Here is a 14,782-nt window from a genome sequence, read left to right on the forward strand (position 1 = left end):
AGCATCGGGGCCATGTGGCTGAGGCGAGCGTTCTTCAATTGGCTGTTCCCGGCCGCGTTCGCGCTGCCGCTCTGGCTCTTCGTCGGATGGGGCGTCTTCAACGCCGGCGGGTGGGCGTTCCTCTGGGTGCTGTTCATCGCCATCCCGTCGGTCTTCCTCGGGCAGATCGCGCTCACGCTGATCACGCGCAGCCGACCGAGTGTGCGCGCCGCGCGTGCGGTGTCGTGGGGAGACGTCGCCGGGATCGGCGTGTGGCACGCGCTCACGATCGCCCTCGGGTTCTACGTCTCGGCGTGGTGGGCCCCGGTGATGGTGCTGACCGTCGTCTTCGGTGTCGTGCTGATCTGGTGGCAGCTGCGTCGGCTCTGGCGGGAGGCGGCGCCGAGCGCCATGCTCCTGCGTGCGGAGAACGGGGCCACCTACATCCCCGCGCCGGCCGAACAGCCGCGTGCGCAGCGTGGTGCCCAGCCGCACGAGGTCATCGTCGTCGAAGAAACCGCGCACACCGAGCGCTGACGTTTTGCCGGGCGAGCCCGGACATGGCAGAATAAACGTTTGTGCCCTCACCGGTCTCTGCCTCAGGGGATACCGCCGGTCGCTCTGCGATCGGCACGGGCACCATCCACACTTCGTGAACACCCATTTTCGCAGCCGACCTGTGGCGGTTGCAGGAAGAGAACAACATGCAGATTCTCGACGTCGTCGATGCGGCATCGCTCCGCTCCGACATCCCCGTCTTCGCTCCCGGTGACACCGTCAAGGTGCATGTGAACATCACCGAGGGCACCCGCTCTCGTATCCAGGTCTTCCAGGGCGTCGTCATCGGCCGCCAGGGCGACGGTGTGCGCGAGACCTTCACGGTCCGCAAGATCAGCTTCCAGGTCGGCGTCGAGCGCGTCTTCCCGGTGCACTCCCCGGTCATCGACAAGATCGAGGTCGTCACCCGCGGTGACGTGCGTCGCGCGAAGCTCTACTACCTGCGTAACCTGCGCGGCAAGAAGGCCAAGATCAAGGAGAAGCGCGACAACTGATCGCGTCTGTGCGAAACCCCCGGTGCTCCGCGCCGGGGGTTTCGTCGTTTCGCGAGCGCGCCGAGGCGGCGTGCGGCTGCCGCCGAATCCGTGTGCGACCCTAGATACCGGCGTCTGCCGCCCCGCACCGAAGGACCTTCATGACCACCAGTGACAACAGGGCGCACGACGCGGCCCCCGAGGTTCCGATCCGGGACCGACGTCGGCGAGGGATACTGACGTTCCTGCGTGACGTGGTGGTCATCATCATCATCGCGCTGCTCGTTTCGTTCCTCGTCAAGACCTTCCTGGTGCGCTCGTTCTACATCCCCTCCGCGTCCATGGAGCACACGCTGATCGAGCAGGACCGAATCCTGGTCGACGAGCTCACCCCCCGCTTCGGCGGGTACGAGCGGGGCGACGTCGTGGTTTTCCGCGACCCGGGCGGCTGGCTCAGCCCTGAGATGGCCGCGCCGTCCCAGGGGCCCGTCGTGGACGCGATCGAGTGGGTGCTGTCGCTCGTCGGTCTCGCGGCCCCCGACAGCGACGATCATCTGATCAAGCGCATCATCGGGCTGCCCGGCGACCACGTCGTCTGCTGCAACGAACTCGGCCAACTCACCGTCAACGGCATCCCGATCGACGAGACGTCGTACACCCAGCTGCCGGAGCCCGGTGCACCGGCGTCGGGCGTGGACTTCGACATCACGGTGCCGGCGGGCTCGCTCTGGGTCATGGGGGACAATCGCTACCGCTCGCAGGACTCCCGCTTCAACCAGGATCAGCCCGGCAAGGGGTTCGTTCCGGTCGACAACGTCGTCGGGCGCGCGTTCATCATCACGTGGCCGTTCGACCGCTTCGGTCCGCTCGACTTCCACCACGAGGTCTTCGGCGCCGTTCCGGATGCCGAGGAGGAACCGCAACCGTGACGCCTCCGGTGCCGACGCTGCGCCTGGAACGTTCGCTGTGGGCCGAGGGTCGGATCGTCATCGCGTGCGACGAGGTCGGTCGCGGTGCGCTCGCGGGCCCGGTCGCGATCGGGGCGACGGTGATGGCTCCGCGCTCGGGGCGGCCGCGGGTCCCGGAGGGGCTCCGTGACTCGAAGCTGATCCCGGAGCCGCGGCGGGCCGATGTCGCCGCGCGCGCGGGTGCGTGGGTGGACGCGTCGGCGCTCGGCTGGTCGACGTCGGCGGAGATCGACGAGGTCGGCATCATCCGGGCGCTCGGGCGGGCGGCGCACCGCGCGATCGACGTGCTCCGCGCCCAGGGCGTGCCGATCGCGGACGCGGTCGTGATCCTCGACGGAAACCACGATTACATCACCCCGGCGGGCGCGCTCGAGTGCGCCGTGCAACCGGTCATCAAGGCCGACCGGGACTGTGCGAGCGCGGCGGCCGCATCCGTGCTCGCGAAGGTCGGTCGCGACGCGCTCATGGTGGATCTCCACGACGAGGCCCCCGTGTACGCCTGGCACCGGAACAAGGGATACGCGAGCGCCGTGCACCGGGCGGCGATCGCCGAGCACGGCATCTCCGCGCACCATCGGTCGTCCTGGGCGATCTCAGACGCGCCCGCGCTGTTCTGAGGAGTGGCCAGGGGTGCAGCCGCGCGATCTAGGATGGACTCACCATGGATGAGGACGCCTTCGAAGACTACGATCGCGAACTCGAACTCGCTCTCTACCGCGAGTATCGGGATGTCGTTTCGCAGTTCCAGTACGTGATCGAAACCGAACGGCGCTTCTACCTCGCCAACGAGGTGAACGTCGTCCGCCGCGACACGGAGCACGACTTCTACTTCGAGATCTCGATGAACGACGTGTGGGTGTGGGACATCTACCGCGCGGATCGGTTCGTCAAGGGCGTGCGGGTGCTGACGTTCAAGGACGTCAACGTCGAGGAGCTCTCGCGCCGGGACTTCCAACTTCCGGAAGAGCTGTCGCTCGACAACTGATCGACTGCCCCTCCCCAGGGACTGATCACGACCGATCCGTCCCCGAAGCGGGGGTGCGGGCCGCGCGGGCCGCCCGCTGATCGCGATGCTGTCGTCATGGCAGCGAAAGACACTCTCGGTCGGGACGGCGAAGACACCGCAGCGAACTATCTGCGTGACGCCGGGTACGACATCCTCGACCGCAACTGGCGGTGTCCGCTGGGCGAGGTCGACATCATCGCCCGCGACGGCGACGAGATCGTCGTCGTCGAGGTCAAGACGCGAACGACCGAGCGGTACGGGCATCCTCTCGAGGCGGTCGACACGCGCAAGAGATCCCGGCTGTGGAAGTTGGCGGCCGCGTGGTGCCGTCAGCATCCGGACCTCGCACGGGGGCGCGGCGTGCGGGTGGATGCCGTCGCGATCGTGGGCGCGAGCGCGTCGGAGTTCCGCGTCGAGCACCTGCAGGATCTCCGATGAGCGTCGCGCGGACGTGGGCGGTCGCGCTCTCCGGACTCGACGGAGCACTCGTCGAGGTCGAGGCCGATCTGAGTGCGCAGACGCCGGAGTTCCGGATCATCGGACTCGGTGATCGTGCGCTCGGAGAAGCCGTGCAGCGCGTGCACAACGCCTGCGCCAACTCCGGGCTCCCTCTGCCGCGCCGTCGGATCACCGTGAACCTGTCGCCGGCGAGTCTGCCCAAGCAGGGGTCGTCCTTCGACCTGGCGATCGCCATCGCGGCGCTCGCGACGGACGGTGGCCTGGATCTGACCGCGGTGGAGTCGACGGTCCATCTCGGCGAGCTCGGTCTGGACGGGCGGATCCGCCCGGTCGCGGGGGTGCTTCCCGCGGTCATCGCCGCCGCGCGGGCCGGCCGCCGCCGGATCGTCGTTCCGGTGGCGAACCTCCCGGAGGCCGCCCTTGTCGACGACATCGAGGTCTTCGGTGCGACGAGCCTCGCCGAGGTCGCGTGCCGGTACGGCGCCGATGTGGAGGTGCCGGATGCGGAACCCGTTGCGCGACCGGTCGCCGCGCCGCCGGCCGGGCCGGACGCGCCCGACCTGGCCGACGTCATCGGGCAACGCGAGGCGGTCGACGCGCTCGTCGTGGCCGCGGCCGGCGGCCACCACATGCTGCTCAGCGGACCGCCCGGGGCCGGCAAGACGATGCTCGCCCAGCGGCTGCCGGGCATCCTGCCGCCGCTCGATGAGCGCGCCGCGCTGGCGGTCGCCTCCATCCGTTCCCTGTCGGGCGAGACCGTGACGACGCTGAGTCGAACGCCTCCGCTGGAGGCGCCGCACCACACCGCGAGCGTGGTGGCGCTGGTGGGAGGCGGGTCGCGGGTCATCCGTCCTGGAGCGATCGCCCGCGCGAGCGAGGGAGTCTTGTTCCTCGATGAGGCGGGCGAATTTCCCGCTTCGGTGCTCGATGCGCTCCGGCAGCCGCTCGAGCGCGGCGATATCGAGATCCACCGCTCCGGCACCGCCGTCCGCTATCCGGCGCGGTTCCAGCTGGTTCTCGCGACGAACCCGTGCCCGTGCGGAAACTACGGGGTGCGCGGGGCGGTCTGCGAGTGCGCGCCCTATGCGATCCGTCGCTACCTGAGTCGGCTGTCGGGGCCGCTGCTCGACCGCGTCGACATCGAACTTCCGCTGCGACGGGTCTCGACCGTCGCCGCTGACCCGATGGCGTCGCGGGTGACGAGCGCCGAGGCGCGCGAACGCGTCGCGGATGCGCGCTCGCGCGCGGCGGACCGACTTCGCCTCACGCCCTGGCGTCGCAACGTCGACGTGTCCGGCGCGTGGCTTCGAGACGGGCCGACCGCACCGGAACCCGCCATCCGTCGCCCGCTCGATGTCGCGCTGGAACGGGGTGCTCTCACGCTGCGCGGGTACGACCGTGTGCTCCGGCTCGCCTGGACGCTCGCCGACCTCGATCATCGACCCCGGCTCGAACCCCGTGACATCGGGAAGGCGCTGTACATGAAGAAAGGGATCGCCGCATGAGCGGGCCGATCGAGTGGGAGTCCGTCGCGGATGCGGTGGGTCCTCGCGGCGACGCCGAGGACGCGCGACGCGATCGCGCGGCACGCGTGTGGTGGAGCTGCATCATCGAGCCGGGAGACCGTGTCGGCGGCGCTCTCCTCCGGGCCCGGGGTGCGGCGGCCGCCGAGGAGATCGTCCGACACCGTCCGGATCCGCGTGATCTCGCGGTGATCGCCGGAGTTTCTCCCGCCGAAGCGCGGGCAGCTCTCGCACGGTGGCAGCCGCGGGTCGCCGCGAACGCGATGCCCGACGCGGTGGACCGGGCTCGTCGGAACCGCGTGCAGGTCATCGTGCCGGGGGATGCGTCGTGGCCCTCGCTCTTGCACGACCTGGGCGACCACGCGCCGCCGTGCCTCTGGGTGCGCGGCGATGCGGCGCGATTGGCGCTCGATGCTCCGTCGGTCGCGCTCGTCGGCGCGCGGGCGGCGACGTCTTACGGGGAGCACGTGGCGAACGAGCTCGCGGCGGGGGTTGCGCAGTCGGGTATCGCGGTCGTCTCCGGTGCGGCGTACGGCATCGATGGCGCGGCGCACCGTGCCGCGCTCGCGGTCGGCGGCGTGACGTTCGCCTACCTCGCGGGCGGATGCGATCGTCCCTATCCCGCCGGGCACACCGACCTCATCGAGCGTATCGCTGCATCCGGGGCCGTGATCAGCGAGGTCCCGTGCGGTGCGGCGCCGACCAAGTGGCGGTTCCTGCAGCGGAACCGTCTCATCGCCGCTGCATCCGACGCCACGATCGTGGTCGAGGCCGGCATCCGTAGCGGGTCGCTCAACACGGCGGGGCATGCGGCGGCGCTCGGGCGTCCGCTCGGCGCCGTGCCCGGGCCGGTGACCTCTGCCGCATCCGCGGGCACGCACCGGTTGCTGCGCGAGTTCGATGCCGTTTGCATCACCGGGCCACCCGACGCGCGAGAACTCGTCGGGTGGGAAGAGGCCAGCGCGCCGAGCCCGACGGATGCCGGCGGCGCAGACCGCACCCGCGTGCTCGATGCCCTGAGCGAGCGGACCGCCTGGCCGGTCGGTGACGTGGCGGCCCGCGCCGGCATGTCGGTGGGTGATGTCGAAGCGGTGCTTGGTTCTCTCCTGCTGGAGGGGCGCGTCGAGCCGTCGGGGAACGGATGGCGACGACGCGCCCGGTGACGGCGCACGCGGGGGAGCGGAGCTCGTGGGGACGAGCTGGGGGAGCGGGTTCGCGGGGGCGGACCCGGCGGGGCAATGCGAGCGGGGTCGGTCCACGGGGACGGAGCGGCCCCGCTCGTCGGGCAGAGGCGGACGTCCGCAGGAGCGGGTGCCCGCGAGAGGGGCCCGCAGGAGCGGATGCCTCCAGGAGCGGTCGCCGGAACTCCGGGGTGGCTCGCCGCGCGAAGGGACCTGACGAGGCATGCTGGCGGCATGGACCTTCGGACGGCGATCGAGCGATGGGCGCCATATCTGGCCGACGTGCGGCGCCTGTCGCCCGCGACTGTGCGCGCGTACCGCGCAGATCTCGCTGACCTGACGCGTGCCGTCGGACCGGGCGCCGACCTCGATCGCGTCGACCTCGAAGAGCTCCGACAGTGGCTCTGGGCCTCGACCACCCGCGGAGACAGCCGGGCGACCGTCGCGCGCCGGACGGCGTCCGCGCGGAACTTCTTCCGCTGGGCGCGCGAGAGCGGATTGATCGACGTCGACCCGAGTCTGCGCCTCGTCGGCCCCAAACGCGGGCGCACCCTGCCCGCCGTCGCCACGGCGCCCGCACTGTCGGACGTTCTCACGGCAGCGGCGGATGCGGCTGCCTCCGGTGACCCGGTCGCGCTCCGCGACCACGCCGTCCTCGAGCTGCTCTACGGTGCGGCGCTCCGGGTCTCCGAGCTCTGCGCCGTGCGGCTCGCCGACATCGACACCGACCGGGCGACGGTGCGCGTGACGGGAAAGGGCGGAAAGGACCGCGTCGTCCCGTTCGGGGTGCCGGCCCGGCGCGCGATCGACGCCTACGCTGTGCGCGGCCGGCCCGCCCTCGCCGCGCGCGCCCACACCGACCGCGCCGTGGAGCAGCTCTTCCTCGGCGTCCGCGGGGGTGCGCTCGGACCCCGGAGCGTCTACGACCTCGTCGCCCGTACCGTGGGCCCCGCCGTCGGCACGCGCGCGGTCGGGCCGCACGCCCTCCGCCACTCCGCGGCCACACATCTTCTCGATGGCGGCGCCGACCTTCGTGCCGTGCAGGAGATCCTTGGCCATGCGAGCCTCGGCACGACCCAGATCTACACGCACGTCTCCGGTGAACGTCTGATCTCCAGCTACCGTCTCGCCCATCCGCGGGCCTAGCGTGGATCCCATGCCCGTCGTCACGTATCGCCGCCGTCTCCTCGTTCCCGCTCTGCTCGTCGGCGCGGCGATCGCTCTGAGCGGATGCGGGATGACCTCGGGTGATCGGGCGACCGTGCTTCCCACCGACGGATCGCGGCAGACCGTCGCGCCGAGCCCATCGGTGAGCTCGCCGGCGCCCACCGGTGCTGCGACGACCGCAGCGCCCTCGCCATCCGCCCCCGCGACACCGGAGGGCGTCACGGACTGCGGCGGCGCCCCTGTCACCCTCGGCGGTGCGGACCTGGATCTCGTGCTCTCGGGGGACTGCCCGTCGGTCACGATCAGCGGCACGGACCTCGATATCGACACCACCGCTGCCACCGTTGGCGCACTGCAGCTCAGCGGCGACCGCAATGAGCTGGACGCCGCGGCCGCCGACAGCGTGACGGTCGGCGGGCAGGGGAACAACGTCGAGGCCGACAGCATCCGGGCTCTGACGATCAACGGCGACCGGAACGTGGCGAGCGTGCGCGGTGCGCTCGACGCCGTCACGGTCTCGGGGAACGACAACGTCGTCTCGGCCGCGCGGCTCGGAACCGTCGCCGACAACGGCCAGCGCAACAGCATCGCCGCGTCCTGAGCGGACCGTGCGCCGCCGGGCGTCTCAGCAGCAGGGCAGCAGTACCGCGCGCGGGACGTCGCCGAGAAGGAGCAGCGGGTTCACGTACTCCCCGTCCTGGCGCGCGCCGAGGTGCAGTTCTCCGGGTCGGGCGTGGCCGCCCGAGGCGAGGTCTCCGACGACCTCGCCCTGCGCGACGGAAGCCCCCGCCGTCAGCTCCGTCGTCACCGGTTCGAGGGTGGACACCAGTCCGCCGCCGTGATCGATCGTGAGAAGCGGCCGGTCCACGACCATCCCGGCGAAGACGACCGTGCCCGCGCCGGGCGCGCGGATCGACGTCGTGCCGACCAGGATATCGATGCCCCGATGGCCGGCCGCGTACGCATCCGCCGGTTGCTGGTAGGCGCGGCTCACGATGCCGGGGGCGGGCCAGACCCACTCCGCCACCGTCGCGGTGTCTTCGGGTACGGACCACACGGGCGGCGCCGAAGCGGATGAGCCTGCGGACGACGGGTCGGTGACAGATGCGGCGGCCGGAGCGCCGACCGCGGCGGCCACGGCGGCGGCCAGGATCACCGCGAGGGCGCACCGGCGAAGGGAGGAGGAGATCATCCTCGTACTCTCGGCCGAAGGGAGCGGCCAGCGGGGTCCAGAGGGTCGATATGTGGACGTCTCCGACCCTTCGGCGGTGGGGGAGGACAAGTGCTCGCGAAGGCCCCCGACTGATACACTGATGACGCACCCCGCTCGTCGGGGTGACTACGCGTGCCCAGAGCGGAGTGGATCCTCGGATCCCACCGCGGCACACCCACCCTTCGGTCACTCGCGAAAGCGACGTGCGGGTGCGTGCCGGGCACCAGGCTCGCCGACCATCCGGTCCGGTGACACAACCGCACAGAACAGGAGAACGGCCATGGCCGTCGTCACCATTCGCCAGCTGCTCGACAGCGGCGTCCACTTCGGACACCAGACCCGCCGGTGGAACCCGAAAGTCAAGCGCTTCATCCTCACGGAGCGCAGCGGCATCCACATCATCGACCTGCAGCAGTCCCTGTCGTACATCGACCAGGCGTACGAGTTCGTCAAGGAGACGGTCGCCCACGGCGGCACCATCCTCTTCGTCGGAACGAAGAAGCAGGCTCAGGAAGTCCTCGCCGAGCAGGCGACGCGCGTCGGCCAGCCCTACGTCAACCAGCGCTGGCTCGGTGGCCTCCTCACCAACTTCCAGACGGTCTCCAAGCGCCTCGCGCGCATGAAGGAGCTCGAGGAGCTCGACTACGAGAACCCGGCTGACAGCGGCTTCACCAAGAAGGAGCTCCTGCTGAAGAAGCGCGAGCTCGACAAGCTGCACAAGTCGCTCGGTGGTATCCGCAACCTCACCAAGACGCCCTCCGCGATCTGGGTCGTCGACGCGAAGCGCGAGCACCTCGCGATCAACGAGGCCAAGAAGCTCGGCATCCCGGTGATCGGCATCCTCGACACCAACGCCGACCCCGACGAGTTCCAGTACCCGATCCCCGGTAACGACGACGCGATCCGCTCCGTCGCGCTGCTGACGCGCATCGTCGCCGACGCTGCGGCCGAGGGTCTCATCCAGCGCCACCAGCCCGCCGGCGACGCCGAGCAGGCCGCTGAGCCGCTGGCCGAGTGGGAGCGCGCGCTGCTCGAGGGTGAGCCGGAGCAGTCCTCCGCCGAGACCGCCGCGGTCGCAGACGAGAAGATCGCGTCCGAGGACGCATCGGAGATCATTGCCGACGAGCAGGCCGCCGAGGGCGAAGCCGCGACCGAGTCCGCTGCGGACGAGGCCGGCGCCGAGGCTGCCGTCGCCGACGAGGCTGCCGCCAAGTAACCCCTGCGGGTCCCTCGGACCCGCGACGATCGGCGCGGTCGGCTTCCGGCCGCGCCGATCGGCATCCACGAGAACTCCCCACACAGAAGGAGCCGCCACTCATGGCAAACTTCACCATCGCCGACATCAAGGCTCTCCGTGAGCAGCTCGGCACCGGAATGGTCGACACCAAGAAGGCTCTCGAAGAGGCTGACGGCAACGTCGAGAAGGCCATCGAGATCCTGCGTCTGAAGGGTGCGAAGGGCAACGCGAAGCGCGCTGACCGTTCCACCAGCGAAGGCCTCGTCGTCGCTCGCGAGTCCGCCGGCGCGGTCACGCTCGTCGAGCTCGCCTGCGAGACCGACTTCGTCGCGAAGAACGAGCGTTTCATCGCGCTGGCCGACAAGGTCGCGGATGCGGCCGCCGCTGCCGGCGCAGACTCCGTCGAGGCGGCCCTCGCGGCCGACGCCGGCGGACAGAGCGTCGACCAGCTGATCGCCGACGAAGCCGCCATCATCGGCGAGAAGGTGGAACTGCGTCGCGTGCGCACCCTCACCGGTGAGCACTTCGAGATCTACCTGCACAAGACCAGCAAGGACCTGCCCCCGCAGGTCGGCGTGGTCCTCGCCTACTCGGGCGATGACGCGGAGACGGCGCGCAGCATCGCGCAGCACATCTCGTTCGCCAACCCGACCTACCTCGCACGCACCGACGTGCCCGAGGCGGATGTCGACAAGGAGCGCGAGATCGTCACCGAGATCTCCCGCAACGAGGGCAAGCCCGAGGCAGCGCTCCCGAAGATCGTCGAGGGGCGCGTCAACGCGTTCTTCAAGCAGGTGTCGCTGCTCGACCAGGACTATGCGAAGGACAACAAGCTGTCCGTCGCGAAGGTCGCGCAGGACGCCGGGCTCACGCTCACTGATTTCGCCCGGTTCAAGGTCGGCGCGTAATCGACTCGAAAGGCCCGCATCGTCATCCGGTGCGGGCCTTTCGCATGCCGTAAGTTTTTCCCGACGAGAGGATCCCCCATGGACGAGAAGACCGGACGCCGTCGCGTTCTGCTCAAGCTTTCGGGCGAAGCATTCGGAGGTGGTTCCCTCGGGGTCAACCCCGACGTGATCAGCCAGATGGCGCGCGAGATCGCTGCTGCCGTCGACCGCGTGGAGATCGCCGTGGTGGTGGGAGGCGGAAACTTCTTCCGCGGAGCCGAGCTCAGCCAGCGCGGCATGGACCGCGGTCGGGCAGACTACATGGGCATGCTGGGCACGGTGATGAACGCGCTCGCCCTCCAGGACTTCCTCGAGCAGGCCGGCGCGGCCACCCGCGTGCAGTCGGCCATCGCCATGACGCAGGTCGCGGAGCCCTACATCCCGCGCCGCGCGGAGCGTCACATGGAGAAGGGTCGCGTCGTGATCTTCGGGGCGGGCGCGGGGCTCCCGTACTTCTCGACCGACACCGTCGCAGCGCAGCGGGCGCTGGAGATCGGTGCCGACGAGGTGCTGGTCGCCAAGAACGGCGTCGACGGCGTCTACACGGCCGACCCCAAGAAGGACCCGACCGCGGTGCGACTCGACCGGATCACCTACGGCGATGCCCTCGTGCAGGGGTTGAAGGTCGTCGACTCGACCGCGTTCAGCCTGTGCATGGACAACGGCATCGACATGCGGGTGTTCGGGATGGAGCCGGCCGGCAACGTCACCCGGGCGCTCCTCGGTGAGCGCATCGGCACGCTCGTCACCGTCTGACGTTCCGCGGTGCGCGTGCCGCGCCGACTAGACTGAGAACTCTGCTGTACACGAGGGAGATACCGTGATCGCCGAAGTGATGACCGAGACCGCCGGTCGGATGGATCGTGCTGTGGAAGCGGCCAAAGAGGACTTCGCCACCGTTCGGACCGGACGCGCGAACCCCCAGCTCTTCCAGAAGATCAGCGTCGAATACTACGGATCGCCGACGCCGCTGGCGCAGCTCGCGTCGCTGAACACCCCCGAGGCGCGCACGATCATCGTCACGCCGTACGACAAGACCGCGCTCAAGGCCATCGAGCAGGCCATCCGCGATGTCCCGAACCTCGGTGTCAACCCGACCAATGATGGCAACATCGTGCGGGTGACGATGCCGGAGCTCACGGCGGATCGCCGCAAGGAGTATGTGAAGATCGTCCGCAGCAAGGGCGAGGACGCCAAGGTCCACGTACGGGGCATCCGGCGCAAGGCCAAGGACGACCTCGATGCGCTGAAGTCCGACATCGGCGAAGACGAGCTGGCGCGTGCGGAGAAGGAGCTCGACGCTCTGACCCGGGCGCACGTCGACGCGATCGATGAGGCGCTCAAGCGCAAAGAGGCCGAGCTGCTCGAGGTCTGATCGCTTCATGACCGATCCGCTCGGCGAATCCGCGCCGCCGCCCCAGAGCACCGACGGTGTCTCTGCTCCGGCGCGCCCGGGGGAGTCTGTCGATCCCGTCGCGCTGCCCTCGCAGATGCGTGCGGCACGGAACGAGTTCGAGCTCCAGGTCGCGCACGCGCGGGCGGAGTTCGAGGAGGCGAACGCCCGCATCAAGCAGCGCACGGGCCGCGATCTGATTCTGGCCATCCTGATCGGGCTCGGCATCGGCGTCGTGGTGGTGGCGTCTCTCATCTTCGACAAGTGGCCGTTCGTGATCTTCTGCATCGGCGTCGCCGTGCTCGGCGTGTTCGAGTTCACCCGGGCACTGCAGGCCGCAGGACGTCGCGTCGACATCGCCCCGCAACTCGCGGGCGGTGCGCTCGTGATGCTGTCGGCGGTCTTCCTCGAGCCCTGGGTGCACTGGGTCGCGGTCTTCGTTGCGGTGGCGCTCGTCATCGTCTGGCGGCTCGTCGGGCAGATGGCCGCGCGGGATGGGCGGGTGTACGCCGCGGTGATCGAGGACGTGCTGATCGGCGGATTCGTCCAGCTCTACGTTCCCTTCCTCGCGAGCCTGGCGCTCATCCTGCTTCGCCAGGACGGCGGGGAGTGGTGGGTGCTCGCGTTCCTCATCGTCGCAATCGCGGCCGACACCGGCGCCTACGTGACCGGGCTCACCCTCGGTCGTCACCCGATGGCGCCCCGGATCAGCCCGAAGAAGACGTGGGAGGGCTTCGCGGGCGCCGCGGTCGCCTCGGTGATCGCCGGCGGACTCCTCGCGTGGTTGATGCTCGGCCTGCCGTGGTGGACCGGCATCATCCTCGGTCTCGTGATCCTCGGGACCGCGACCGCCGGTGATCTCGGCGAGTCGATGGTCAAGCGCGACCTCGGCATCAAAGACATGAGCTCGTGGCTTCCCGGGCACGGCGGAGTCCTCGACCGGCTCGACTCGATCCTGCCGTCCGCGGTCGCCGGTCTCGCGCTCTACTACCTGCTCACTCCATTGGCGGTGTCATGACCGGGCTCGGGCAAGAGATCCTCACGACCGATGAGTCTGCGCCGACGGATGTGGAGCCCGTCCGGCACGCGTTCCCTCGCACCCGGCGACGTGAGAAGGGGTACGACGCCGCCGCGGTGGACGCGTTCCTCGATCGTGCCCGTGCCTCGTTCGAGTCGGACGGGACGGCCGACGACGCCGTCACGGCGGCATCCGTTCGAGATGTGTCGTTTCCGCTCGTGCGGGGCGGCTACGTCGTCACGGCCGTCGATTCGGCGCTCGGCCGCGTGGAGGATGCGTTCGCGGCACAGGAGCGCGCGCAGGCGCTGTCGCGACTGGGCGCGCGTGCCTGGGTCGAGCAGCAGCGCGCCGATGCGCAGGTCATTCTGGACCGGCTGTCGCGTCCGCGCCGCGCCCGTTTCGAACGGGTCTCCGTCGCGCGATACGGATACCGCCTCGAAGAGGTCGACCTGGTGGCGGACAAGATCGCCGGCTACCTCGCGGACGGCACCGGCGTTTCCGTCGAACAGGTGCGATCCGTGGCGTTCCGGATGCAGCGCGGCGGATACCGCGAAGCACAGGTGGATGCCCTCCTAGACGCGGTCGTGGAGATCATGCTGGCTGTCGGCTGATCCGGATGCGGATGGCGAACGCGCCGACTGCTCGGTAGAATCGGGGACACTGTGACTTCTGGCGATGAGATCCGTACCCCCGCATCCGCCGCCGTGACGCGCCGATCGGCTCGCACTGTGGCGCGTCCGGCACGCCCGGTACCGCGCGCGGCCGATGCCCGTTGGTCGCGTCGGCGCGGCGTGGTCGGGGTGTTCGCGGGACTCGCGGCGATGGGGTTCGCCGCCGCGTACCTCGGACCGGCCGGACTCGCCCTGGCCTCCGATCAGACGCCCGCCGGCACGACCGTCTACGCGGCCACCTACGGTGATGCGCAGTCTCTCGCCCTCGATGGCGAGACGGTCACGGTCGAGTTCGATCGCGGCGGGTACACCGCCTACGAGACGCCGAAGCCGACCCCCACCCCGACCCCCGAGCCCGCCGCCGTGAAGAAGGGCGGCGGGATCCCCGCACCGCTTCTATACACGGGGGGCGGGTCGAGTGCGGAGTGGATGGCGGCCGCCGGTATCGCCGAGAGCGACTGGGGTTACGTCGACTACATCGTCGGCCGCGAGAGCGGCTGGAACCCGAACGCGACGAACCGGTCCTCCGGGGCGTGCGGTCTCGTGCAGGCGCTGCCGTGCAGCAAGGTACCGGGGAACGGCTACGACCCGGTCGACAACCTGCGCTGGGGGAACGGTTACGCGGTCGGTCGCTACGGCAGCTGGCAGAACGCGTTCGCGTTCTGGACCAGCAATCACTGGTGGTAGGCCTGCGCGAATGAGTCGTCCACGCCGCCGTGCTCGGTCGCAGGCGCCGCGGAACGAGGACTCGTTCGACCGGTTGCTCGCGGGCTGGAAGCGTTCGGAGTTCCGCAGAGGGGCGGAATGGACCGTGCAACCGATCTCCGCGGCGCAGGCCGCGAAGGTCTACACGTGTCCCGGATGCGGCGGCCAGATCGCCGAAGGAACGGCCCATCTCGTGGTGTGGCGCGCGGACGGCGTCCTCGGCGACGCCGCCGATCTTGCGGCCCGACGACACTGGCACACTCACTGCTGGAAGGTGCACTGAC

The 14,782-nt window shown here is 70.0% G+C and carries 19 protein-coding genes; 18 read left to right on the forward strand and 1 reads right to left on the reverse strand.

Translation table 11 applies throughout. The annotated features are described in order from the left end of the window. The first annotated feature begins 12 nt into the window (after positions 1-12). From LMI96_RS02240 to LMI96_RS02285, 10 genes are all read left to right on the forward strand, one after another. A complete protein-coding gene (locus LMI96_RS02240) occupies positions 13-516 on the forward strand; it encodes an MFS transporter permease (protein ID WP_223720967.1) in 504 nt (167 codons plus the stop codon). 167 nt (positions 517-683) lie between these two features. Then, a complete protein-coding gene (rplS, locus tag LMI96_RS02245) occupies positions 684-1,031 on the forward strand; it encodes a 50S ribosomal protein L19 (RefSeq protein WP_223720968.1) in 348 nt (115 codons plus the stop codon). Positions 1,032-1,171: 140 nt separating this feature from the next. After that, the gene (lepB, locus tag LMI96_RS02250; RefSeq protein ID WP_228360345.1) at positions 1,172-1,939 is read left to right on the forward strand and encodes a signal peptidase I; all 768 of its coding nucleotides are present in this window, start codon (positions 1,172-1,174) and stop codon (positions 1,937-1,939) included. Further along, entirely contained in the window at positions 1,936-2,595 is a 660-nt protein-coding gene (locus LMI96_RS02255; RefSeq protein WP_228360346.1) for a ribonuclease HII, read from the forward strand. The genes lepB and LMI96_RS02255 overlap by 4 nt, the downstream gene beginning before the upstream one ends. A 44-nt stretch (positions 2,596-2,639) precedes the next feature. Next, entirely contained in the window at positions 2,640-2,963 is a 324-nt protein-coding gene (locus LMI96_RS02260; RefSeq protein WP_223720971.1) for a DUF2469 family protein, read from the forward strand. 96 nt (positions 2,964-3,059) lie between these two features. Then, the gene (locus LMI96_RS02265) at positions 3,060-3,422 is read left to right on the forward strand and encodes a YraN family protein (protein WP_228360347.1); all 363 of its coding nucleotides are present in this window, start codon (positions 3,060-3,062) and stop codon (positions 3,420-3,422) included. Then, positions 3,419-4,948 (forward strand): YifB family Mg chelatase-like AAA ATPase, encoded by a 1,530-nt coding sequence (locus LMI96_RS02270; protein ID WP_223720973.1) that lies wholly within the window; start codon positions 3,419-3,421, stop codon positions 4,946-4,948. The genes LMI96_RS02265 and LMI96_RS02270 overlap by 4 nt, the downstream gene beginning before the upstream one ends. Beyond that, a complete protein-coding gene (gene dprA, locus LMI96_RS02275) occupies positions 4,945-6,129 on the forward strand; it encodes a DNA-processing protein DprA (protein ID WP_223720974.1) in 1,185 nt (394 codons plus the stop codon). Before LMI96_RS02270 ends, dprA begins: the two co-directional genes overlap by 4 nt. A gap of 252 nt (positions 6,130-6,381) precedes the next feature. Further along, positions 6,382-7,293, forward strand: a complete 912-nt coding sequence (locus LMI96_RS02280; protein ID WP_228360348.1) for a tyrosine-type recombinase/integrase — start codon at positions 6,382-6,384, stop codon at positions 7,291-7,293. Between the two features lie 10 nt (positions 7,294-7,303). Next, positions 7,304-7,915, forward strand: coding sequence for a DUF3060 domain-containing protein (locus tag LMI96_RS02285; protein WP_228360349.1), 612 nt, complete (start codon positions 7,304-7,306; stop codon positions 7,913-7,915). A gap of 24 nt (positions 7,916-7,939) precedes the next feature. Here LMI96_RS02285 and LMI96_RS02290 read toward each other — a convergent pair whose 3' ends face one another. After that, positions 7,940-8,506: a murein hydrolase activator EnvC gene (locus LMI96_RS02290; RefSeq protein WP_223720977.1), complete on the reverse strand. Its 567-nt coding sequence runs from the start codon at positions 8,504-8,506 to the stop codon at positions 7,940-7,942. A 301-nt stretch (positions 8,507-8,807) separates the two neighbouring features. Between LMI96_RS02290 and rpsB the strand changes: the two genes are divergently transcribed. The 8 genes from rpsB (at position 8,808) to LMI96_RS02330 (ending at position 14,781) form a co-directional block, all read left to right on the forward strand. Beyond that, the gene (gene rpsB / locus LMI96_RS02295; RefSeq protein WP_223720978.1) at positions 8,808-9,743 is read left to right on the forward strand and encodes a 30S ribosomal protein S2; all 936 of its coding nucleotides are present in this window, start codon (positions 8,808-8,810) and stop codon (positions 9,741-9,743) included. Positions 9,744-9,844: 101 nt separating this feature from the next. Then, positions 9,845-10,672 (forward strand): translation elongation factor Ts, encoded by an 828-nt coding sequence (gene tsf, locus LMI96_RS02300; protein ID WP_223720979.1) that lies wholly within the window; start codon positions 9,845-9,847, stop codon positions 10,670-10,672. Positions 10,673-10,750: 78 nt separating this feature from the next. Further along, a complete protein-coding gene (gene pyrH / locus LMI96_RS02305) occupies positions 10,751-11,467 on the forward strand; it encodes a UMP kinase (protein ID WP_223720980.1) in 717 nt (238 codons plus the stop codon). A gap of 79 nt (positions 11,468-11,546) precedes the next feature. Further along, entirely contained in the window at positions 11,547-12,086 is a 540-nt protein-coding gene (gene frr, locus LMI96_RS02310; protein WP_267059197.1) for a ribosome recycling factor, read from the forward strand. Positions 12,087-12,093: 7 nt separating this feature from the next. Next, the gene (locus LMI96_RS02315) at positions 12,094-13,122 is read left to right on the forward strand and encodes a phosphatidate cytidylyltransferase (protein ID WP_228360351.1); all 1,029 of its coding nucleotides are present in this window, start codon (positions 12,094-12,096) and stop codon (positions 13,120-13,122) included. Beyond that, the gene (locus LMI96_RS02320; RefSeq protein ID WP_228360352.1) at positions 13,119-13,733 is read left to right on the forward strand and encodes a DivIVA domain-containing protein; all 615 of its coding nucleotides are present in this window, start codon (positions 13,119-13,121) and stop codon (positions 13,731-13,733) included. The genes LMI96_RS02315 and LMI96_RS02320 overlap by 4 nt, the downstream gene beginning before the upstream one ends. Positions 13,734-13,784: 51 nt before the next feature. Next, positions 13,785-14,480 carry a transglycosylase SLT domain-containing protein gene (locus tag LMI96_RS16275; protein ID WP_228360353.1) on the forward strand — a complete coding sequence of 232 codons (696 nt, stop codon included), beginning with the start codon at positions 13,785-13,787 and terminating at the stop codon, positions 14,478-14,480. A gap of 10 nt (positions 14,481-14,490) precedes the next feature. Beyond that, a complete protein-coding gene (locus LMI96_RS02330) occupies positions 14,491-14,781 on the forward strand; it encodes a hypothetical protein (protein WP_223720985.1) in 291 nt (96 codons plus the stop codon). The last annotated feature ends 1 nt before the right edge of the window (position 14,782 follow it).

This window comes from Microbacterium sp. cx-59 (assembly GCF_020805625.1).
In the GTDB taxonomy this organism is placed as follows: Bacteria; Actinomycetota; Actinomycetes; order Actinomycetales; family Microbacteriaceae; genus Microbacterium.